Source organism: Micromonospora sp. LOL_023 (assembly GCF_048060115.1).
Lineage (GTDB): Bacteria > Actinomycetota > Actinomycetes > Mycobacteriales > Micromonosporaceae > Micromonospora_E.
Window position 1 is genome coordinate 1 of the sequence record NZ_JBHMIM010000087.1, and the last position, 19,045, is coordinate 19,045.

At 68.4% G+C, this 19,045-nt stretch carries 20 protein-coding genes, 2 tRNA genes and 1 pseudogene; 18 read left to right on the forward strand and 5 right to left on the reverse strand.

The annotated features are described in order from the left end of the window. Positions 1-170 precede the first annotated feature (170 nt). Complete coding sequence (locus ACFHVL_RS28920; protein WP_416631677.1) at positions 171-863, forward strand: hypothetical protein; 693 nt, start codon at positions 171-173, stop codon at positions 861-863. A 122-nt stretch (positions 864-985) separates the two neighbouring features. On the opposite strand, the gene ACFHVL_RS28925 is transcribed toward ACFHVL_RS28920, so the two are convergent. The 3 genes from ACFHVL_RS28925 to ACFHVL_RS28935 form a co-directional block, all read right to left on the reverse strand. Next, positions 986-1,357, reverse strand: a complete 372-nt coding sequence (locus ACFHVL_RS28925) for a hypothetical protein (protein WP_416631678.1) — start codon at positions 1,355-1,357, stop codon at positions 986-988. Between the two features lie 74 nt (positions 1,358-1,431). Beyond that, positions 1,432-1,983 carry a GNAT family N-acetyltransferase gene (locus ACFHVL_RS28930; protein ID WP_416631679.1) on the reverse strand — a complete coding sequence of 184 codons (552 nt, stop codon included), beginning with the start codon at positions 1,981-1,983 and terminating at the stop codon, positions 1,432-1,434. 15 nt (positions 1,984-1,998) lie between these two features. Next, positions 1,999-3,315, reverse strand: coding sequence for a hypothetical protein (locus ACFHVL_RS28935; protein WP_416631681.1), 1,317 nt, complete (start codon positions 3,313-3,315; stop codon positions 1,999-2,001). Positions 3,316-3,976: 661 nt separating this feature from the next. Here ACFHVL_RS28935 and ACFHVL_RS28940 point away from each other — a divergent pair. From ACFHVL_RS28940 to ACFHVL_RS28990, 11 genes and pseudogenes are all read left to right on the forward strand, one after another. Continuing rightward, positions 3,977-4,309 (forward strand): hypothetical protein, encoded by a 333-nt coding sequence (locus ACFHVL_RS28940; RefSeq protein WP_416631683.1) that lies wholly within the window; start codon positions 3,977-3,979, stop codon positions 4,307-4,309. Next, on the forward strand, positions 4,278-4,517 hold the full coding sequence (locus tag ACFHVL_RS28945) for a hypothetical protein (RefSeq protein WP_416631684.1): 240 nt from the start codon (positions 4,278-4,280) through the stop codon (positions 4,515-4,517). The genes ACFHVL_RS28940 and ACFHVL_RS28945 overlap by 32 nt, the downstream gene beginning before the upstream one ends. A 277-nt stretch (positions 4,518-4,794) precedes the next feature. Continuing rightward, positions 4,795-5,526 (forward strand): GntR family transcriptional regulator, encoded by a 732-nt coding sequence (locus ACFHVL_RS28950; protein ID WP_416631685.1) that lies wholly within the window; start codon positions 4,795-4,797, stop codon positions 5,524-5,526. Between the two features lie 138 nt (positions 5,527-5,664). Further along, positions 5,665-6,090, forward strand: coding sequence for a hypothetical protein (locus tag ACFHVL_RS28955; protein WP_416557329.1), 426 nt, complete (start codon positions 5,665-5,667; stop codon positions 6,088-6,090). A 100-nt stretch (positions 6,091-6,190) separates the two neighbouring features. Continuing rightward, a complete protein-coding gene (locus ACFHVL_RS28960; RefSeq protein ID WP_416557328.1) occupies positions 6,191-6,364 on the forward strand; it encodes a hypothetical protein in 174 nt (57 codons plus the stop codon). Then, positions 6,357-6,587: a hypothetical protein gene (locus ACFHVL_RS28965; RefSeq protein ID WP_416557327.1), complete on the forward strand. Its 231-nt coding sequence runs from the start codon at positions 6,357-6,359 to the stop codon at positions 6,585-6,587. Before ACFHVL_RS28960 ends, ACFHVL_RS28965 begins: the two co-directional genes overlap by 8 nt. A 222-nt stretch (positions 6,588-6,809) precedes the next feature. Beyond that, positions 6,810-8,249, forward strand: coding sequence for an FtsK/SpoIIIE domain-containing protein (locus tag ACFHVL_RS28970; protein WP_416631686.1), 1,440 nt, complete (start codon positions 6,810-6,812; stop codon positions 8,247-8,249). Further along, a pseudogene (locus ACFHVL_RS28975) lies at positions 8,249-8,898 on the forward strand (DUF2637 domain-containing protein). Before ACFHVL_RS28970 ends, ACFHVL_RS28975 begins: the two are co-directional and overlap by 1 nt. Positions 8,899-9,008: 110 nt before the next feature. Beyond that, positions 9,009-10,757 (forward strand): replication initiator, encoded by a 1,749-nt coding sequence (locus tag ACFHVL_RS28980; protein ID WP_416631696.1) that lies wholly within the window; start codon positions 9,009-9,011, stop codon positions 10,755-10,757. Between the two features lie 20 nt (positions 10,758-10,777). After that, complete coding sequence (locus ACFHVL_RS28985; RefSeq protein ID WP_416631687.1) at positions 10,778-10,996, forward strand: helix-turn-helix domain-containing protein; 219 nt, start codon at positions 10,778-10,780, stop codon at positions 10,994-10,996. After that, the gene (locus ACFHVL_RS28990; RefSeq protein ID WP_416631688.1) at positions 10,996-12,213 is read left to right on the forward strand and encodes a tyrosine-type recombinase/integrase; all 1,218 of its coding nucleotides are present in this window, start codon (positions 10,996-10,998) and stop codon (positions 12,211-12,213) included. The genes ACFHVL_RS28985 and ACFHVL_RS28990 overlap by 1 nt, the downstream gene beginning before the upstream one ends. 53 nt (positions 12,214-12,266) lie before the next feature. Here the strand turns inward: ACFHVL_RS28990 and ACFHVL_RS28995 are convergent. Next, positions 12,267-12,340: transfer RNA gene (locus ACFHVL_RS28995), tRNA-Gly, on the reverse strand. Between the two features lie 259 nt (positions 12,341-12,599). Between ACFHVL_RS28995 and ACFHVL_RS29000 the strand changes: the two genes are divergently transcribed. The 6 genes from ACFHVL_RS29000 (at position 12,600) to ACFHVL_RS29025 (ending at position 18,060) form a co-directional block, all read left to right on the forward strand. Then, positions 12,600-12,673 (forward strand) — tRNA-Pro (locus ACFHVL_RS29000). Between the two features lie 169 nt (positions 12,674-12,842). Continuing rightward, positions 12,843-14,189: a trigger factor gene (gene tig, locus ACFHVL_RS29005; RefSeq protein WP_416631689.1), complete on the forward strand. Its 1,347-nt coding sequence runs from the start codon at positions 12,843-12,845 to the stop codon at positions 14,187-14,189. Between the two features lie 215 nt (positions 14,190-14,404). Further along, a complete protein-coding gene (locus tag ACFHVL_RS29010) occupies positions 14,405-15,049 on the forward strand; it encodes an ATP-dependent Clp protease proteolytic subunit (RefSeq protein ID WP_416631691.1) in 645 nt (214 codons plus the stop codon). A gap of 11 nt (positions 15,050-15,060) precedes the next feature. After that, the gene (locus ACFHVL_RS29015) at positions 15,061-15,723 is read left to right on the forward strand and encodes an ATP-dependent Clp protease proteolytic subunit (RefSeq protein WP_326552395.1); all 663 of its coding nucleotides are present in this window, start codon (positions 15,061-15,063) and stop codon (positions 15,721-15,723) included. Positions 15,724-15,937: 214 nt separating this feature from the next. Further along, entirely contained in the window at positions 15,938-17,227 is a 1,290-nt protein-coding gene (clpX, locus tag ACFHVL_RS29020) for an ATP-dependent Clp protease ATP-binding subunit ClpX (protein ID WP_416631692.1), read from the forward strand. 35 nt (positions 17,228-17,262) lie between these two features. Continuing rightward, positions 17,263-18,060 (forward strand): carbon-nitrogen hydrolase family protein, encoded by a 798-nt coding sequence (locus tag ACFHVL_RS29025; protein WP_416631694.1) that lies wholly within the window; start codon positions 17,263-17,265, stop codon positions 18,058-18,060. Between the two features lie 78 nt (positions 18,061-18,138). Here the strand turns inward: ACFHVL_RS29025 and ACFHVL_RS29030 are convergent, their stop codons facing one another. After that, positions 18,139-18,357, reverse strand: coding sequence for a hypothetical protein (locus ACFHVL_RS29030; protein WP_416631695.1), 219 nt, complete (start codon positions 18,355-18,357; stop codon positions 18,139-18,141). Between the last annotated feature and the right edge of the window lie 688 nt (positions 18,358-19,045).

A 19,045-nucleotide genomic window follows, 5' to 3' on the forward strand; every position in this document is an offset into this window, starting at 1 on the left:
CTTCGCCGTCTACCGCATCTAACAAACCGTGATCAAATCAGGCATAGAGGAACAACGCCGGGGCCGTGGGTACCCAGCGGGCTGGGCGGGCCATTTCAGTGCGACCCTAAAGTCATACATAAACTCCTATCGGTCAGGATCTCAACGGAATTGAGTCACGAGAGGTGATTATGGTTGATGCTGATAAGGTGAAGCGGGTTGCTACCCGTTCGGCCATCGAGGTGGGCGCGGTCGGACTCGGCCTCGCCATAGCAGGGCCAGCTGGCGCGTTGATTGCGGGTGCCATCAAACCAGTGGTGGAGTTGGTATCCATCCGGGAACGACGTGGTCTTCGGAATGCGGAGATCCTGGCTGAGGTGGCCATGGAGGTAACTGGACTTTCGGCCGAAGAATTTACGGCATGGGCGAGCGCCAGGGATGACCGAACAATGCTTTTCACTAGCGCTATTCAAGCTGCCTACAGTTCGATGGTCAAGAATAAGGTCGATGCGCTATCTCGAGTTCTCCGTAATACCTTGGGAGACGATGATAAGCTGGATCTTGCCATCGTCATTGTGGCTGCATTGGAGGACTTGGAGCCGGCGCATGTGAGGGTTCTATCTGCGATGGTTAATGACGATCCAGTCCGCCTCACTTCTGAGAGGTTCGTCGATGATGCTTGGCCACTGTCTGGGCTCAAGGTCAGATTTCCGTCTTTTGCTGCCGGCCTTACGCCAATAATGGCGGGCCTTGAGCGTCACGGTATTGTGAATGGCGGTGGACTTGCGGCAACGGCGCCGGATGGTGGTTCGGACCCCGTCTGGTCCGTGACGGAATTCGGTAAAATCTGCTTTGAGTACTTGAGTGGTCCAATGCCGGCTTAGTTGGTCACGCCGTAATGCGCTACTAAGGGGGCGATCAAAGCGATTCCGTCGACGCTTGCTTCTAGGTGGCGGTGGGTGCCTGCGACTCGCTGCTGATTGCCTTGCAACTATACAGAAACCGCTTACGGTGTCTGCGGCCGGTCAGGAGTTCTCACGCGTACGGCCTCTGTCGATAGACGTTCTGCTGCTGCGTGGATTGCCTGTTGGGGTCCTGGGCGGCTGGGGAGCCAGACTGTGGATGCGGGTCGGATGGTGGCGGCCATGTTGGCGAGGTGGTCGGGCGTGGCCGGGTTGGGTAGCGCGTCGAGCTGCGAGCAGGCGTCGACCGTGGTGCGGTAGCGGTGTTGGTTGGTGGGGGTGTCTTGCCAGTGTGGGGAGTTGCGCCATTCGTGGACGCGGGTGAGGAGTTCGGCGGCGGCGGCGCGGATGGCGGCGGCGTGGGCGGCGAGGCGTTCGGGGTCCGGGTGAGGGTCCGGGGTGGGGTCGTCTCGCATGCCGTGATGGTACCGGCGTAGGGACTGCGGGTGATCTTGCGTCCGCTGGTCCTGGTCCTCGTGCCCGACCGGTGTTACGGCTGGTCTGCCTGCGATGTCCACTCTGGGGCGAGGATGGAGTAGAGCAGGGAGTCTCGCCATGCGCCGTTGGTGTGGACGTGGTCGCGTAGGCGGCCTTCGTAGGTCATCCCGAGCCGCTTGACGACGGCGACGGATGCGGCGTTGTCGGGTCCGATGGCGGCGGTGATCCGGTGTAGTCCGAGTGGTCCGAAGCCATAGGTGATGAGGGTGTGGGCGGCGTCGGTAGCGTAGCCGTGGCCCCAGTGGTCGGCGTGGATGGCGTAGCCGAGTTTGGCGGCCTGGACGCCGCCGAGTCCGAGGCGGCCGAACCCGATCATCCGGTCCTGCTTGTCGACGACGGCTAGGTAGTACTCGGTGCGCGGCTCGGCCTGCGCCCGGCTGATCGCGCCTTCGATCATGGCGGCGGTCTGGTCCTGGTCGCGGGCGTCGAAGGACAGCCAGCTGGTGACGCGTTGGTCGCCGACGATTCCGGCGGCGTCGGGGATGTCGCTGGTGCGGAAGTCGCGCAGGTCGACGAGTCGGCCGGTGAGGTGGATCGGGTCCATGTCGCTGATGGTGCCTTACCGGGGGAGGGCGTTGGCGGGGGTGTGGGTGAAGTGTTCGATGCCGTCGACCAGGTCGCGGGCGTCGGTGGCGTATCCGGCGCGGGTGATGGCCTGGTGCACGCGGCGGACGGAGTGGATGATGCCGTTGATGCGCTGTTCGGCGGGTAGCTCCAGCACGGGTGCGATGGCGTCGGCGGCGGCGTCGAGGTCCCGGCCGGCGACGCGGGCGATGGCGAGGTCGGCGTGGCTGCCGGCCTGGTCGCCGAAGGCCCATGCGGGGTCGTGGGGGTCGGCGTAGGCGGCGACGGCCTGGGCGGCGTACTCCTCGGCGGTGGCGGCTTCCTCGGGTAGCCAGGCGAGGGCGTCGGCTGCGTAGTAGAGGGTGCGCGGGTGGGAGAAGGTGCAGATGCCGCCCATCTCGTCCATCTCGTCGGGCTGGACGCGGGTCCACGCCTGTTCGGCTTCGGTGATGGCGGCTTTGGCCTGTTCGGCGTTGCCGAGGGCGGCGTACGCGCGGGCGGCGCTGATCGGGAGCCAAACGGAGGTGGTGCCGCCGGTCTGCTGGGCGTACTGGGCGCCGGTGTTGGCGTAGCGGACGGCTTCGGCGTAGCGGCCAGCCCAGTAGGAGACGAGGGATTGCAGGCCGCGGAGCCAGGCTTGCAGTCCGGGGTGTCCAGCCTGGTCGGCGCAGAGTACGGCGGTGCGGGCTTGCAGCATCGCCGAGTGTGGGTCGGCCAGGTCGTGGGAGACCTTGGCGAGTAGGCCGCTGGTGATGCCGGCGAGGAAGTGCAGGTCTCGTGACTGGGCGGGGGGTTGGCGGCGTTCCAGGAGGGTGAACAGGCTGTCTTGGGTTTCGGCGAGGTCGCCGATGATGTGGCTGACGGGCTGCTGCGGGTAGGCCAGGGCGAGGCGTTGTACGTCTTCGGCGAGGCTGGTGATGGCGGCGGGGGTGGTGGCTTCGGCGGCGAGCAGGGCGTAGCGGCGGGCGCGTTCGGCGGCCATGGCGAGGAGGTTCCTTTCGGTTCCGGTGCCGGGCAGCGGCTGAGGGGTGATCGGGGTGCGCTGCGCGGGTAGTGCGGGGTGGTTGCCGGTCCAGGGGCGTTGGAGTTCGTCGACGGGTCGGCCGAACATGGCTTGTAGGGCGCGGCGGGTGGCGGGGTTGGCGCCGGTGAGGTCGCGTTCGCCTCGGGCGAGGCGGCCGAGGTGGCGGGCGCTGATCACGGCGTGGGGGTCGTGGCGGGTGAACTCGTCGGCGAGTTCTTCGTAGGTGCGGTCGCTGTGCTGGATGAGGTACTCCAGCACGGTTCGGGGTTCGCGCCGTGGTGGTGCCATCCGGTGTGCCTTCCTGGACGGTGGGGCTCTGCTGTCAAGGCTGGTCCGGTTGATGTCCGGACGGCAAGCCATGTCCTGATGGGGTCCTGTTGAGGTCCGTCTGATGTGCCGGGCCGGGTCCTCGATCTGTCCTGTTGGACCGGTACACGATTCTTGTCGTGAACCGGTTACGGATTGCTACGCAGGATGACGTGAGGCTATCTCGGACGGGATCGGGCGGGGTCTGCCCGACTGGCGGCGGGCTGTTGATCGCGCCTCGGCTGGTCGGTGTCGGCGCGGCGGTGTTCGCCGGGGGCCGGGTCCCGATCGTGCGTTGCCAGTCCGACACGGGCACACCCGATCCTGCGCCGTCCGGGTCGGTCGGCTCGGGGTGTCCGGCGTGTGAGGGGCGGGGCTGGAAGCTGGCTTCTCCGCGTCGGGCGCTGCGGGCTCCGGGCGATCCGCATCGGTTGCAGCGGCGGACCTGTCCGGACTGCGGCGGGCAGGGCACGGCCGGCGGCACACCTGGGAGCGCTCCGGCCACCAGGTGACTCAGACAGGGTGCCGGGCCGGGTGCCGGGTAGGTGGTTCCTCGCCCGACCGGCAGAACGACGCGGGCTGCCGGGGACTGCTGATCCCCGCCCGGCTCGGCGCCCATCCAATCCAACCGGGGGGGACATCGATGGTGGATCCGGAAGTCGGGGACGTGGTGCACATCGCCGGGCGGGCGTCGGTGCAGTTCGCCGGTAGCCGGGCGGTGATCCTGCGGGTGACGGCGGTGTGCCGGAAACCGACCTACGAGGGCTGGTGCTGGCTGACCGGGTACGTCCTGGACCGGCACGGCGATGCGGTCGAGCGGCGTGAGGTGTTCGTCCAGCGGGACGGGCTGCGCCTGCTGTCCAGCCGGGACCGGCGACCGGCGAAACAGGTGAGGAGACCGGCGGCGGGACCGCCGCCGGTGGCGGCGAGGATGGAGGCAACCCGTGGCGTTCGATATCCGGGTCAAGCTCGGTGACACGATCCGGCTACAACCGAGGGATCGGTACCGGCCGGCGGATGGCCCGGTCGCGATGCGGCTGACCGGCGTACGGCTGATCACGAACCGGCCGGAGAGTGACAAGTGGATCTGGCTGGAGGGCGTCAAGCTCAACGGTGACGGCACGTGGGGTGATCACGCGTTGGTGATGGCGCGGGCTTCCCTACTTGCTACTGGGCCGCGCTGACCGATGGTGCGACCGGCGTCCGTCCTCGACCAGCTCCGGGCGGCGCAACGGCTGCTTGACCGGCACCCCGGACCTGACCGTGATGGTCGGTGTCCGGGGTGCGGCATGTTGGGCTGCGATCGGCGGCGGACCGCACTGCGGGTGTTCGGCCGGCATGGCCACCTGCCGCGACGCTGGCCGAACGGCCGGACGTGAGGCACCCGGCGGTGATGGACAGATCATCGCCTACCTGGATAGCCTCTTGACAAGCTGAGTTGTCGTCTTGGGGGTGGGTTGGGTGCCGATCGAAGTCGCGCAACCCAAGTACGTGGTGATCGTCAACGCGATGCAGCAGCGCATCGGCGACGGCACCTATCCGCCCGGTGCGATGCTCCCGAGTGAAACCGAGCTGATACGGGAGTTCGGCGCGTCCCGGCCGATCGTCGTGCGGGCGCTGGACATGCTGCGCCAGGACGGCTGGATCGAGTCCCATCAGGGCAAGGGCCGGTTCGTCATCGGCCGTCCCGGGGGCGCGTTCACCAGAGCGGCCCGTGATCGGTACGCCGCGCTCGACCAGCCGGAACCGGCCAGCTCCACCGTCCTAGCGGCCGAGGTCATCCCGGCGCTACCTCGGGCGGCCTCCGCGCTCGATATCGAACCGGGAACGCCGGTCGTCGCACGTCGTCGGCTGGTCACGGTTGACGACCTGGGGCCGGTGGAGCTGGCGACCGCGTACCTTCCCGTTGATCTCGCTGCGGGTACGGACGTGGGCGGAACGGCTCCGCTGTCCGATGGGCTGCTGCGGCACCTGACGGCGCGCAAGGGCGTCAAGTTCGATCACGTCGCCGAGCGGATCTCGGCCCGGCTGCCCCGCGACGACGAAGCGTCCCTGTTGAAGGTGAGCCCGACCGACCCGGTGGTAACCGCGCTGCTGTCCATCTGCGACCGCACGGCAACCCCGCTGCTCGCGGTCGACGTGCTGTTTCCCGCTTCCCGTCACGACCTGGAAGACGTCTACCCCCTCGACTGACCACAGTCGAGGGGGTAGACGTCGCGCTCACTGGATCACTTGACAAGTCGAGTTTGCGGGAGCTACCTTCGATCTACCTAACAAGTCAACTTGCCGGCTTGTTGGGTTCGGTCTCTTTTCCCCTCGGAGGTATCTGCTGTGGTTCCTGCGTCGATCAAGGTCCCGGTCCCGTTCGAGTACGTGTTCCCCGCCGGTGCGCTGTTCCTCGGCGTCGATGCTCAGGTCGACTTCGACCGGCGTGGCGAGGCGGACAACCAGGCGCGGGACAAGGAGACCGGTGAGCGGGTCTGGGTGGTCCGGGTGCTGGATCTGGACGCTGAGGCGGGCAAGTTCGGTCGGTCCACTGAGGTCAAGGTGAAGATCGTTGCCGGGCAGCGTCCGGTGCCGCCGTCGTCGACGGTGCCGGGGTATCCGCCGGCGGTGGAGTTCGACGGGTTGACCCTGACCCCGTATGTGGATTCGCACCGGTGTCGGGCGTCGGGTCAGTGCCGGGCGCGGATGGCGTACTCGCTGCGGGCGACCGGTATGCAGCCGGCTTCGGCTCTCGCTCCCGCCGTTGCCTGACCGCTCCCTCTTTCACGCGGGGCGGGCCGTTTCCCCGCCAAGAGTCCCGGCCCGTCCCGCGCTCCCAACCCTTCAACCCCTCGTGAAAGGGGGCCGGGCTGTGACGCCCATGCTAATGAACCTCGACCCGGACACGCCGCGCCGCCGTGAGGTCTGGCGGCACTGCGAGATCTGCGACGACCTGGCCGCGATGCCGCCGCACGTGCTCATCTGCGACGCCTGCGCGCTCGTCGTCTTCCTCGACCAGCCGGCGGGCGGTGACGACCGTGGCTGACGGAACGCGATCGTTCGCCGCTGAGCTGGCGGCGCTGCTGAACAGCCGGCCGACCTGGCGGGCGTCCGCCGAGGAGCGGGCTGCCTGGTACGACCGGAAGGCCGACCTGTTCGGCCGGGCTGCGGCCGAGTCGTCGTCGCCGGATGTCGCCGGTGAGGCGTCCGACCTGGCGGAGATCGCCCGGGAGCAGGCGAACCGCATCCGCCGGGGGTGGTCGGCGTGAGGTGGCGTCGTCGTCTGCTCGCTGGTGTGTTGTGGTCCTGGCTGGCGGTGGCCCGCCGGGTGATGGGGCTGCGGGATCTGCCGGCGTTGGTGGATGAGATCCGGTGTCCGCGTTGTGGGCGGTGGGTGCGTCCGCGTCGGTTCGATCTGCTGCACATGGCGTGCCGGACCTGTATGGCGACGCTGGGTCGTCCGGTCCGTTGGTCGGGGCGGTGACGTCGTCATGCCGTTGATCAACATCATTCCGGGGGAGAAGGTCCCGGTCGCGCCGATGAATGTGCGGCTGCCGTCGTGGCGGATGCCGGGCTGGCTGCTCCTGCTGTGGTGGCTGGCCCGTGGCCTGGTCCGGCTGACGGTGTTGGCGGTTCGGTACTGGTGGATCTCCGGCCCGACCGTCGCGGCCGGGTGGGTCCATCTGGAGTACGGGCCGCTGGTCCTGGCCGCCGTCGCCTCCGGCCTGGTGGCCTCGTGTGTGGTGTGGTGGCGGGTGCATCCGGGGTCGTGGTGGCGGTTCGGCTGGTATCCGCTGGTGGGGCGGTGGCGTCGGTTGTGGGTGTACCGGCGTCGTTGGGTCGCGGTCACCGCCACCTGCGGGTTGGCGGTGATCTTCGACGGGGTCCGGTATGTGCCCCGTCTGGTCCGAGTGGTGTCGGATCGGTTCGGGGACACGGTGACGGTGCGGATGCTGCCGGGTCAGGTGCCGGATGACTGGGCACGTAACGCCGACCAGTTGGCGCACGGCTTCCACCAGCGCGAAGCACGAGCGTCGGGCTGTGTGCGGCCGGATCTGGTGGCGGTGCGGTTCACCCGCCGCGATCCGCTCGCCGGGGTGGTGGCGCCGCTGCCGGTCCCGGTCGTACCCGACCTGTTCGGCCTGCCCCTCGGCGTTCAGGAGGGCGGGGAGCCGTACCGGCTGCGGCTGGCCGGGTCGCATGTGCTGGTCGCGGGGGCGACGAACTCCGGCAAGGGGTCGGTGATCTGGTCGCTGATCTCCGCGTTGGCCGGCGGCGTCCGTTCCGGTCTGGTGGAGCTGTGGGTGTTCGACCCGAAGGGCGGCATGGAACTGGCCGCCGGACTGCCGCTGTTCGCCCGGTTCTGCTACCAGGACCCGGACACCATGGCCGGTGTCCTGGAGGAGGCGGTGAAACGCATGCGGCTGCGGGCAGACCGGCTGCGCGGGGTGACCCGGCAGCACACGCCGAGTCGGGATGAGCCGTTGATCGTCGTGGTGGTTGACGAGTTGGCGGCGTTGACCGCCTATCTGACTGACCGCAAGGTCCGCGACCGCATCAAAGAGGCGCTGGGTCTGTTGTTGTCGCAGGGCCGGGCGGTGGGTGTGCATGTGGTGGCGGCGTTGCAGGACCCGCGTAAGGACGTGCTGCCGTTCCGGGACCTGTTCCCGACCCGGATCGCGTTGCGGATGACCGAGCCGGAGCAGGCTGACATGGTCCTCGGCGACGGTGCCCGTGACCGGGGTGCGGTGTGTGACCGGATTCCGGAGACGCTGCCGGGGGTCGGCTACGTCGTCCTCGACGGTGTGCGGGAACCCGTCCGGGTCCGCTTCGCCTATCTGTCCGACGACGACATTCGCGGGCTGGGCCGGACCTACCGCCACCTCGACGACACCGACACCGGTGGCGACGTGCCGGGGGTGGTGGCGTGATGGCGTCGACCAGCGGTCCGACCCGCGCGGAGCGGGCGGAAGGCGTCGTCCTGGTGCTGATCCTGCTCGTCGTCGGCAGCCTGGCCGGGGCTGCGTCGTTCACCCACGTCCACGACTGGACGATGGACAACTCCCCAGCGGGCACGGGGAGTGGTTCGGCTGGGCCAACGCCGCGATCTCCGAACTGATCCCCCTCGCCGCGTTGCTAACGATCCGGCGGCGACGTCGCACGGGTGGGCCGGTCGGCTATCCGATGTTCCTGCTTGTCTGCGCGGTCTGCCTGTCCCTGGCCGCACAGTTGGCGGTCGCCAAGCCGGGGATCTCGGGCTGGTTGCTGTCGGCGGTGCCGGCGTTGGCGTTCCTGGGCCTGTCGAAGCTCGTCCTGTCCACCAAACCCGCCACCCCCGCCCCGGTCCCGGCCGGCGTCGACCAGCCGGGCAATCCCTCGGCGGCTGCCGTCGACCAGGTCGACACCGACGACGCTGCCCCGGTCGTGCTCGACCAGCCGTCCCGGCCCGTCGACCAGGCGGCGATGGTCGAACCGGTCCGCCCGGCCTCTGGTGTGCGTCGGGGTGTGGTGCCCGTACCGCTCGCGGGGTTCCCGACCCGCAACGGCTCGACGGTGACCGGTGTGGAGGCTGACCAGTGACACACCACGAACCCGCGAACCGGCCGGCGGCGGGTGTGGGCGCCGCGACCCCGGACAACGCGCCATCGCCGCTGTCGGTGGTGCCGCGTCCGGGGTCGCGGGCGGCCCGGATGCGTCAACCCTTGGCCAAGGACGCCCTGCGGCAGCTGGCGGAGCAGCATCAGGTGTGTGTGCGGCCGGTGGTGCTGCGCCGCACCGACACCGTGACCGGACGTACCGATGTCGTCGAAGTGCCCTGCGGGGCCACGTTGGCGGCGAAGTGCAAGCCGTGCGCGGAACGCGGCCGACGGCTACGGATTCAGCAGATCCGGGAGGGCTGGCACCTGGCCGACGAACCGGCCGTCCGCCCGGACAAGCCGGGTGAGGACGTGCTGTCGCTGGTCCGGCTGCGGGCGCACCTCGAGTTCGAACGCCACGCCTTGGCCTATGAGCCGATGCATCCGGATGCGCGGGCGGCGCAGGTCGCCGACCTGGACGCGGCGATCGTCGAGGTTGATGAGGCGTTGGCGGAATCGAACCTTCGCGGCCGGTTGACCCCGACCGAGCGGGATGAGCGGCCTCGGCGTCGCCGGTCGACCCGCCGACGCCAGGACACCCCGGACCTGCCCCGGCTGCCCGTCGACCCGCGTACGGTCGGCCGGGCCTTCACCGGCCGGCAGGGCAAGACGTATCGGCCGTCGATGCTGCTCACGCTCACCCTCGACAGTCACGGCCCGGTGCACTCGCACTTTCGGCGCGGCGGCTACGTGGTGCCGTGCGAGTGCGGGCAACGCCACCAACCACACGACCCGGTGCTGAGCACGCCGGTGGATCCGGACAGCTACGACTACCGGCGGGCGGCGGTCGACTCGATCCACTTCGCCCGCGTCCTGGACCGGTGGTGGCAGAACCTGCGTCGGGCGGCGGGCTGGAACGTCCAGTACGCCGGGGCCGTCGAGCTGCAACGCCGTCTCGCCCCACACGCGCACTTCGCCATTCGGGGCACGCTGCCGCGCAAGCTGTTGAAGCAGATCGCCGCCGCGACCTATCACCAGGTGTGGTGGCCGCGCTTCGACCAGCCCGTCTACCGGGTCGACAAACCGCCGGTGTGGGACGTCGACCAACAGGCCTACGTCGACCCGAAGACCCGCGAGCCGCTACCCACCTGGGGCGAGGCGCTCGATGAGCTGGAGGAACCCGGCACCCCACCCGCGTACGTCGCCCGGCTGGGTCGGATCGACGCGCGCGGTATCGACCAGGGCACGAAGGACGCGGAACGCTCCATCCGCTACGTCACGAAGTACGTCACCAAGGACCTGACCGACCAGGCCCGGCCACGCTCCGACCCACAGAAGGCGCACTTCGACCGGCTCCACGCCGAACTGTCGGTGCTGCCGTGCTCGCCGACCTGCGCCAACTGGCTGCTCTACGGCGTCCAGCCGGACAAGGCCAAACCCGGCCTCACCCCCGGCCGCTGCACCGGGAAGGTTCACCAGCGGGCGACGCTCGGCTTCACCGGCCGGCGGGTGCTGGTCTCCCGGCAGTGGTCCGGCAAGACCCTGGCCGACCACCGCGCCGACAACCGGGCCTGGGTCCGTTCCATCCTCGCCGGGGACCTCGCTGACAACGACGACCAGGCCGACACCGACAACAGCGACGGCGGCCAGTCGGGCGGGCAGTCAGACACGCAGGTCGACAACCCGGACCGCTACCGGTTCGAACTCGCCCGGCCCGACGACCCTGACGTCCCGCCCCTGCAACACCGCATCCTGCGGGCCGTCTCCGAACGCATCCGCTGGCGCACCACGCTCACCAACGCCCGAGAACGCGCCTCCGGCGCTGTTTCGGCAACGCCTCAACCCCTGACCCTCGCAGCCTGATCGTGAACGGGAGGACATGGATGGCAGACAGGCTGGTGACCCCCGAGGAGGTCGCCGCTCGCCTCCGGGTAACGCCGCGATTCGTGCGCCGGCTGGTCGCTGACCGCCGGATCGAGTACGTGAAGGTTGGCCGCCTGGTCCGCTTCGAAGAGTCTGCGGTGGCCGCGTACGTCGAACGGAACCGGATCGCGACGCTGACCCGCGCGAACCTGCGTCACTACCTGGGTGAGGTGACCTGATGGCGAACAAGCCCGGCCGGCGTCGGTTCGGCAGCATCCGCAAGTTGCCGTCAGGGCGGTACCAGGCCCGGTACTTCGGCCCGGACGGCGTCGAGCGGAAGGCGCCCGACACGTTCCCGACCGAGCCGCAGGCGGCGAAGTGGCTGACCGTCGTCGAGTCGGAGATCATCCGTGGCGAGTGGAGCGCGCCGGAAGCGGGTGACATCAAGCTCGGCGAGTACGGCTCGCGCTGGATCGCGCAACGTCGGCTCCAGCCGCGTTCGCGGGAGAACTACGAGGACCTGTTCCGGCTGTACGTCCGGCCGTACCTCGGCACTCTCGTACTCGGCACGATCAAGCCGGCGACCATCCGGGACTGGCGTGCCCGGCTGCTCGGCGACGGCGTCTCCGAGCCGCAAGCGGTCAAGGCGTACTCACTGTTGCGGGCTGTGCTCAACACGGCCATGAAGGAAGATGAGCTGATCCGGCAGAACCCGTGCCGCATCCCTGGCTATGACCGCTATCACACGCCTGAGCGGCCGGTGGCGACCGTCGTCCAGGTTGTCGCGCTCGCGGAAGCGATGCCGGCCCGGTTCTCGGCGTTGATCATCGTCGCGGCGTTCTCGGGGCTGCGCTGGGGTGAGCTGGCCGCGTTGCGCCGGTGCGATGTCGACACCGACGCGGGCACGATCCGCGTACCGCGCAAGCTCGCCGTGTTGCGCAACGGCGGGTTGGCGTTCGGTCCGCCGAAGTCGGAGGCCGGTAACCGGGTGGTGGCGCTGCCGGCGGCTGCCCGGTCGGCGCTCGTCGACCACCTGGCGGCGTTCGTCGACGACGATCTGGAAGCGTTGGTGTTCACCGGTGACAAGGGCGCGGTGCTGCGTTCCGGCAACTTCCGCCGCGCGGTCCGGTGGTCGGCGGCACTGGCTGCGGCCGGCATGCCGACCGGCTTCCACTTTCACGACCTGCGGCACACGGGCAACAACCTGGCGGCGGCAACGGGGGCGAGCACCCGTGACCTGATGTCCCGGATGGGACACGCCAGTATGCGGGCGGCGCTGATCTACCAGCATGCCAACAGCGAGCGGGATCGGGAGATCGCGGCCGGCATGGATCGGGTGATCGCCGCCGGGCTCCCTCGTCCAGCAGGTCGCCAGGGGAGTGCTCCGGACGGCACGGCTGACGGTCCGGCCGGGGCTAATGGCACGCGGATGGCACGCAAGATCAACAAAGGCTGATCGGGGAGCTGGCTCCGGTCGCGAGAAACGCCGCTGACCTGGGGCGGAGGGTGTGGAGCGGGCGACGAGAATCGAACTCGCGTAATCAGTTTGGAAGACTGAGGCTCTACCATTGAGCTACGCCCGCGTGCGCCCCGTCGGGCGGGGCGCGGTGTCCAGCGTACAAGTCGTGGTGGGTCTGGCGCACGGGGGTATCACCGGCTGACGCGGCGGGCGGCGGGTCTGCGTACCGCTGAAGGATGCGGAACCTGCGCGCGGACCTTGCAGCGGACGGGTTGTGGCCTGGCTCGTGGTCGGGCCGTGCCGGGCGGTCGCGGCCGTGCCGAGCCCTGGCGGGATACCGGGCAGCGTGGCGGTTTGCCGACGGCATAGACTGATCGTCGCCACGGGGTGTGGCGCAGCTTGGTAGCGCACTCGCTTTGGGAGCGAGGGGCCGTGGGTTCAAATCCCGCCACCCCGACTGTTAGACCGCCGGCACAGGCGCCGGGCGCGGGTAGTCCGGGACTTCGGCATGCCTACACTCGATGGGCTGTGCCATGCCGTACGGCAGGGGTGGCCCGTCCCGGACGGGCGGCCCGGGCGGACAGTGACGACCCGACAAAGACTGACATGCATCAAGGAGTACGCCTGTGAAGAGCACCGTCGAGACCTTGAGCCCGACTCGGGTCCGGCTCGCCATCGAGGTGCCGTTCGTCGAGCTCGAACCGAGCCTGCGGAAGGCGTACCGGGAGATCGCGCAGCAGGTCACCATCCCCGGTTTCCGCAAGGGAAAGGTGCCGGCGGCGGTCATCGACCAGCGGGTCGGCCGGGGCACGGTCCTCAACGAGGCCGTGCAGGAGGCGATCCCGCAGAACATCCTCGCCGCCGTCCGTGAGCACGAGGTCAAGACCCTCGGCCGTCCGGAGGTGGAGATCACCGACTTCACCGACGGCGAGGCGCTGAAGTTCACCGCCGAGGTGGACGTCCGCCCGCAGCTGACCGTGCCGGACCTCGCCACGATCGAGGTGACCGTCGACGAGTTGCAGATCGACGACAGCGAGATCGACGACCAGCTCGGCAACCTGCGGGAGCGGTTCGCCACCTTGAAGACGGTGGACCGCCCGGCGGCCGACGGCGACTACGTGCAGATCGACCTGGCCGCGACGGTCGACGGCGAGGAAGTGCCGGGCGGTTCGGCCACCAACATCTCCCACGAGGTTGGCAGCAAGCAGCTGCTGCCGGGCCTGGACGAGGTGCTCGTCGGTCTGGCCGCCGACGCGTCGACCAGCTTCACCACCCAGCTGGTGGGCGGCGACTTCGCCGGTCGGGACGCGGACGTCGCGGTAACCGTGCGGACGGTCAAGGAGAAGCAGCTGCCGGAGCTGGACGACGCGTTCGCGCAGATGGCCAGCGAGTTCGACTCCCTCGACGAGCTCCGGGGCGACCTGCGTCAGCGGGTCGAGCGGTCCAAACAGCTCGAGCAGATCTACGCCGCCCGGGACAAGGCGCTCGACCAGCTGGTCGAGGCGGCCGAGGTGCCGGCGCCCGAAGGTGTGGTCGCCGAGGAGGTCGAGCATCGCAAGCAGGCGATGACCGACCAGTTGGAGCGGATCGGCGCCTCCTGGGAGGACTACCTGGCCTCCGAGGAGAAGGCAGAGGCCGACGTCGACGCTGAGCTGACCGAGGCGGCCACCAAGGCGGTCAAGATCCAGCTGCTGCTGGACACTCTCGCAGAGGCCGAGAACGTCCAGGTCACCGATGACGAGTTCGGTCACGAGATCGTGCACCGTGCCCAGCGGGCCGGGATGGCTCCCCAGCAGTACTACGACCAGCTGGCCCGCTCCGGCGCGGCCGGCGCGGTCTACGGTGACGTGAGGCGGGGCAAGGCGCTCGGTCTGGTGATGGAGCGGATCACGATGAACGACTCGGCTGGCAACCCGATCAGCATGGACGCGATCAAGGCCGCCAACGAGGCCGAGCACAACCACGAGCACTGAGCGTGACGTTCGCGTGCTGTCACCCGGCGTCGACGACGCCGGGTGACAGCCGTTGTCGTCTCTGGGCGGCATACGGGGAACGCGGTGGTTATTCCCCGGGACAGCGTGTCGCTGCCTCCCTGCGCTGTAAGCGAACAGCACCCTGAGAACGGCGCCCGGCCCGTTCGCAACGGTTAATGTCGGGCCTAACGACGCACGGAGAGCGAAGGGCTGCCATGACCGATCTGCACATCCCAGCTATGCCCATCCGGGTGAGCGAGGCCCGCGGCGGTGACTCACTCAGTGGCAACCTCGACGACACGGTCTTCAACCGGTTGCTCAAGGAGCGGATCATCTTCCTGGGCAGCGAGGTGACCGACCAGGTGGCCAACCGCATCTGCGCCCAGCTGCTGCTGCTCGCGGCGGAGGACCCGGAGCGGGACATCAACCTCTACATCAACTCGCCCGGCGGGTCGGTCTACTCCGGCATGGCGATCTACGACACCATGCAGTACATCAGCAACGACGTGGCCACTATTGCGATGGGCATGGCGGCATCCATGGGCCAGCTGCTGCTCTGCGCCGGTGCGCCGGGCAAGCGGTACGCCCTGCCGCACGCGCGGATCATGATGCACCAGCCGTCCGGTGGCATGGGTGGCACCGCCTCTGACATCGCCATCCAGGCGGAGCAGATGCTCTACACCAAGCGGATGTTCCAGGAGCGGGTGGCGTTCCACACCGGCCAGGACTCGGCGCAGATCGAAGCGGACTCCGACCGCGACCGGTGGTTCACCGCGGCGGAAGGGCTCGACTACGGTTTCATCGACCGGGTGATCACCGGAGCGACGCAGGTCCCGACCGGCGCCGGCACCCGTAACTGAGGAAGGCGACGATGACTGACTTGACCATGCCGCCCGGGTTCGCGCCGGTGCACAACCGGTACGTCCTGCCGTCGTTCGTTGAGCGCACCTCGTACGGGATCAAGGAGTCGAACCCGTACAACAAGCTCTTCGAGGACCGGATCATCTTCCTCGGTGTGCAGGTGGACGACGCGTCGGCCAACGACGTGATGGCCCAGCTGCTGACCCTGGAGGGCACCGACCCGGACCGGGACATCATCATGTACATCAACTCGCCGGGTGGTTCGTTCACCGCGATGACGGCGATCTATGACACCATGCAGTACGTCCGACCGGACATCATGACAGTCTGCCTGGGGCAGGCGGCCAGCGCCGCTGCGGTGCTGCTGTCCGCCGGTACGCCGGGCAAGCGGATGGCGCTGCCCAACTCGCGGATCATCATCCACCAGCCGGCCACCGAGGGCGGCTACGGTCAGGGCTCGGACATCGAGATCCAGGCCAGGGAGATTCTCCGGATGCGTACCCAGCTGGAGGAGATGCTGTCGCGGCACTGCAACCGGGCGGTCGAGCTGGTCCGCAAGGACATCGACCGCGACAAGATCATGACTGCGGAGGAATCCCGCGAGTACGGCCTGGTCGACACCATCCTGACCAGCCGTAAGAAGGGCCTGTTGGCGGCCAGCTCGGCCAGCTGACGACGCACGGTGAGGGGTCGGCCGGGCTGTGAGTAGACTGGCCGACCTCTGACACACCCGATATTGGGGGTCGGAGTTTGCCCCGCCAGCGGGTAACGTCGAGATGCACCGTCTGACGGGGTTGACCGGCGGCAGGTGTTCGACACTGACGAGGCGAACCCCCCGTCCTAGGCCAGGGCCGGCATGATCGGCCGAGAGCGCAGGGAGAACGTAGGTGGCACGGATCGGCGACGGCGGCGACCTACTCAAATGCTCCTTCTGTGGCAAGTCGCAGAAGCAGGTCAAGAAGCTCATCGCGGGCCCAGGGGTCTACATCTGCGACGAGTGCATCGATCTCTGCAACGAGATCATCGAGGAGGAGTTGGCCGAGACCGGCGAGGTGAAGTGGGAAGAGCTTCCCAAGCCGATGGAGATCTGCCAGTTCCTCGACTCGTACGTCGTCGGCCAGGACCACGCCAAGAAGGCCCTCTCCGTCGCGGTCTACAACCACTACAAGCGCATCCAGGCCGACGCCGCCGGCGCGCCGGGTGCCAACGACGCGGTCGAGGTCGCCAAGTCGAACATCCTGCTGATCGGTCCGACCGGTTGCGGTAAGACGCACCTCGGGCAGACCCTCGCCCGGATGCTCAACGTGCCGTTCGCCATCGCCGACGCGACCGCGCTCACCGAGGCCGGCTATGTGGGCGAGGACGTTGAGAACATCCTGCTCAAGCTGATCCAGGCAGCCGACTACGACATCAAGCGGGCCGAGACCGGGATCGTCTACATCGACGAGGTCGACAAGATCGCCCGCAAGTCGGAGAACCCGTCGATCACCCGGGACGTCTCCGGCGAGGGTGTGCAGCAGGCCCTGCTCAAGATCCTCGAAGGTACGGTGGCCAACGTGCCACCTCAGGGTGGGCGCAAGCATCCGCACCAGGAGTTCATCCAGATCGACACCACGAACGTGTTGTTCATCCTCGGTGGTGCCTTCGCCGGGCTGGACCGGATCATCGAGTCGCGCACCGGTCAGGGTGGCACCGGATTCGGCGCCCGGCTGCGGGCGGTCTCCGAGCGGTCGACCGATGACATCCTCACCCAGGTGATGCCAGAGGACATGCTCAAGTTCGGGCTGATCCCGGAGTTCATCGGCCGCCTTCCGGTGATCACCAACGTTCGGAGCCTGGACCAGGTGGCGTTGGTCAGCATCCTGACCGAGCCGCGCAACGCCCTGGTACGCCAGTACCAGCGGCTGTTCGAGCTGGACAACGTCGAGTTGGAGTTCGAGCCTGCGGCCCTGGAGGCCATCGCCGATCAGGCGATGCTGCGTGGCACCGGCGCCCGAGGCCTTCGGGCGATCATGGAGGAGGTCCTGCTCTCCGTGATGTACGAGGTGCCGAGCAACCCGGACGCCGCCCGCGTGTTGATCACCCGCGAGGCTGTCCTGGAGAATGTCAACCCGACGATCGTGCCGCGGGAGTTCACTGGGCGGCGTCGACGTGACCGCGAGGAGAAGTCGGCCTAGTTGGCGGGGTGGACCACCGACGGGGAAGTTCCGGCATGCGGATAGCTGTCTGTCAGATCAACAGCCGCGACGATCAGACGGCGAATCTGAGCACCGCGCGCGGCCTGCTGAGCGAGGCCGCCGCTGGCGGTGCCGATCTCGCGGTCCTGCCCGAGTACGTCGACTACCTCGGCACCGCCGAGCGGTTGCCGCCCCCGGAGCCGGTGGACGGCACCGTCGGGAGCTTCTTCGCTGACGCGGCGCGGGAGCTTGGAATCTGGGTCGTGGTCGGCTCGTTCCATGAGCGCGGGCCGGATCCGGCACACACCTACAACACCTGCCTGGTCTTCGATCGCCGGGGGGAACTCGCTGCCAGCTATCGCAAGATTCATTTGTACGATGTGGAGATTCCCGGCCGGGTGTCTTACCGGGAGTCAAGCAACGTGGCACCGGGCACGGACCCGGTGGTGGTCGACTGCGACGGGGTTCGTCTCGGCCTGTCGATCTGTTACGACCTGCGGTTCCCCGAGCTCTACCGGCGGTTGGCCGTCGACGGCGATGCCCAGGTGCTGGTGGTGCCGGCGGCGTTCATGGTGCACACCGGGCGCGACCACTGGGAGGTGCTGCTGCGGGCCCGCGCGATCGAGAACCAGTGCTACGTGCTGGCCGCCGGTCAGATCGGTCAGCATGAACCGGCAAGGACCTGTTTCGGCCGGAGCATGGTCGTCGACCCGTGGGGCACCGTGCTGGCGCAGGCACCGGACACGACCGGCGTGGTGCTGGCCGACCTCGACCTCCACCGGCTGGCGACCATTCGCGCCGAGCTTCCGAGTCTGGCGAACCGTCGGCTCTGACGCCCGCGGCGCCGGCGCCGGACACGGTACCGATCGCGGCCGGCGTGCAACTGCCTGCGGCGTCGACCGTGGGCTGCCTCAGCGCCCAGAGGTGAGTACGCCGATCACCGCGAGGCCGATGATCGCTCCGCCGAGGACCAGCATCGCGTTGGTCATCCGGGATCGACCGCGCCGGGCGAGCCGGCGGACCGACACGACCACGGCAACCACCACCACCGCGCCGATCGTCAGCTGCCAGAAAGGGAGCAGGAGTGCGGAGACGGCGTCGATGGCTTGGGGCGGTCCTCCGACAGTCATGCCAGCCACTCTGACACGTGGTTGGCGCGGGCGGGGCCCGGCGTCGACGACATGTACGACGCGTCCTAACGGGCGACCGGACCCCTCCGCCCTCAGGTAGTCCCGGGTCTTCGCCATCAGCCCGACCGGTCGCGGACCTGCTTCTGTCCGGCACGAAGGCGTGGTCCCAGCGAGTCGACGCCCTTACACCCATGCTGACCTGGACCTTTGTCCGGCGAGGCAAATCTTTTCAAGATCAACTTGCGTTCGCGGCGGGAGCCGCGTAACTTTCTCTCTGCAAGCGGGACACGGACAAAACAACCGAAACCGCAAGCGCAGGATGGGGCGGGTGACCGCCGAACCAGACTGCACCGGGTGGTGCGACTCGCCGGGTAACCGGACTTGAGATTGCGAAACCAACCGGGTAAGGTAGGAAGCCGGCAGGGAGCCGGGCCGAGCTTCGGTCAACGAAGCGGGCCGGTCTGCCGGACACCCCGGAAGATCCATCCGCTGAGCGGGTGGATGAAGTGCGGGGAAACTCGGGTGGTGCGGCAAGAGCCGAAACTGGTTCTTGACAACGCGAGACCAACCGGGTAAGATGGAGAAGTTGCCCCGGCGGAAGTCGGGTGGGACGGATGGCCCTGGTGGGGTTGCCTGCTTGTTGTGGGTGGTTCTGCTGGTGTGTGTTTGTTCTTTGAGAACTCAACAG

Bases quoted from the DNA above. Each gene is read 5' to 3' on its own strand.
- ACFHVL_RS28920 (WP_416631677.1), top strand. From the start codon at position 171: ATGGTTGATGCTGATAAGGTGAAGCGGGTTGCTACCCGTTCGGCCATC.
- ACFHVL_RS28925 (WP_416631678.1), bottom strand. From the start codon at position 1,357: ATGCGAGACGACCCCACCCCGGACCCTCACCCGGACCCCGAACGCCTC.
- ACFHVL_RS28930 (WP_416631679.1), bottom strand. From the start codon at position 1,983: ATGGACCCGATCCACCTCACCGGCCGACTCGTCGACCTGCGCGACTTC.
- ACFHVL_RS28935 (WP_416631681.1), bottom strand. From the start codon at position 3,315: ATGGCACCACCACGGCGCGAACCCCGAACCGTGCTGGAGTACCTCATC.
- ACFHVL_RS28940 (WP_416631683.1), top strand. From the start codon at position 3,977: ATGGTGGATCCGGAAGTCGGGGACGTGGTGCACATCGCCGGGCGGGCG.
- ACFHVL_RS28970 (WP_416631686.1), top strand. From the start codon at position 6,810: ATGCCGTTGATCAACATCATTCCGGGGGAGAAGGTCCCGGTCGCGCCG.
- ACFHVL_RS28980 (WP_416631696.1), top strand. From the start codon at position 9,009: ATGCGTCAACCCTTGGCCAAGGACGCCCTGCGGCAGCTGGCGGAGCAG.
- ACFHVL_RS28985 (WP_416631687.1), top strand. From the start codon at position 10,778: ATGGCAGACAGGCTGGTGACCCCCGAGGAGGTCGCCGCTCGCCTCCGG.
- ACFHVL_RS28990 (WP_416631688.1), top strand. From the start codon at position 10,996: ATGGCGAACAAGCCCGGCCGGCGTCGGTTCGGCAGCATCCGCAAGTTG.
- ACFHVL_RS29010 (WP_416631691.1), top strand. From the start codon at position 14,405: ATGACCGATCTGCACATCCCAGCTATGCCCATCCGGGTGAGCGAGGCC.
- ACFHVL_RS29015 (WP_326552395.1), top strand. From the start codon at position 15,061: ATGACTGACTTGACCATGCCGCCCGGGTTCGCGCCGGTGCACAACCGG.
- ACFHVL_RS29025 (WP_416631694.1), top strand. From the start codon at position 17,263: ATGCGGATAGCTGTCTGTCAGATCAACAGCCGCGACGATCAGACGGCG.
- ACFHVL_RS29030 (WP_416631695.1), bottom strand. From the start codon at position 18,357: ATGACTGTCGGAGGACCGCCCCAAGCCATCGACGCCGTCTCCGCACTC.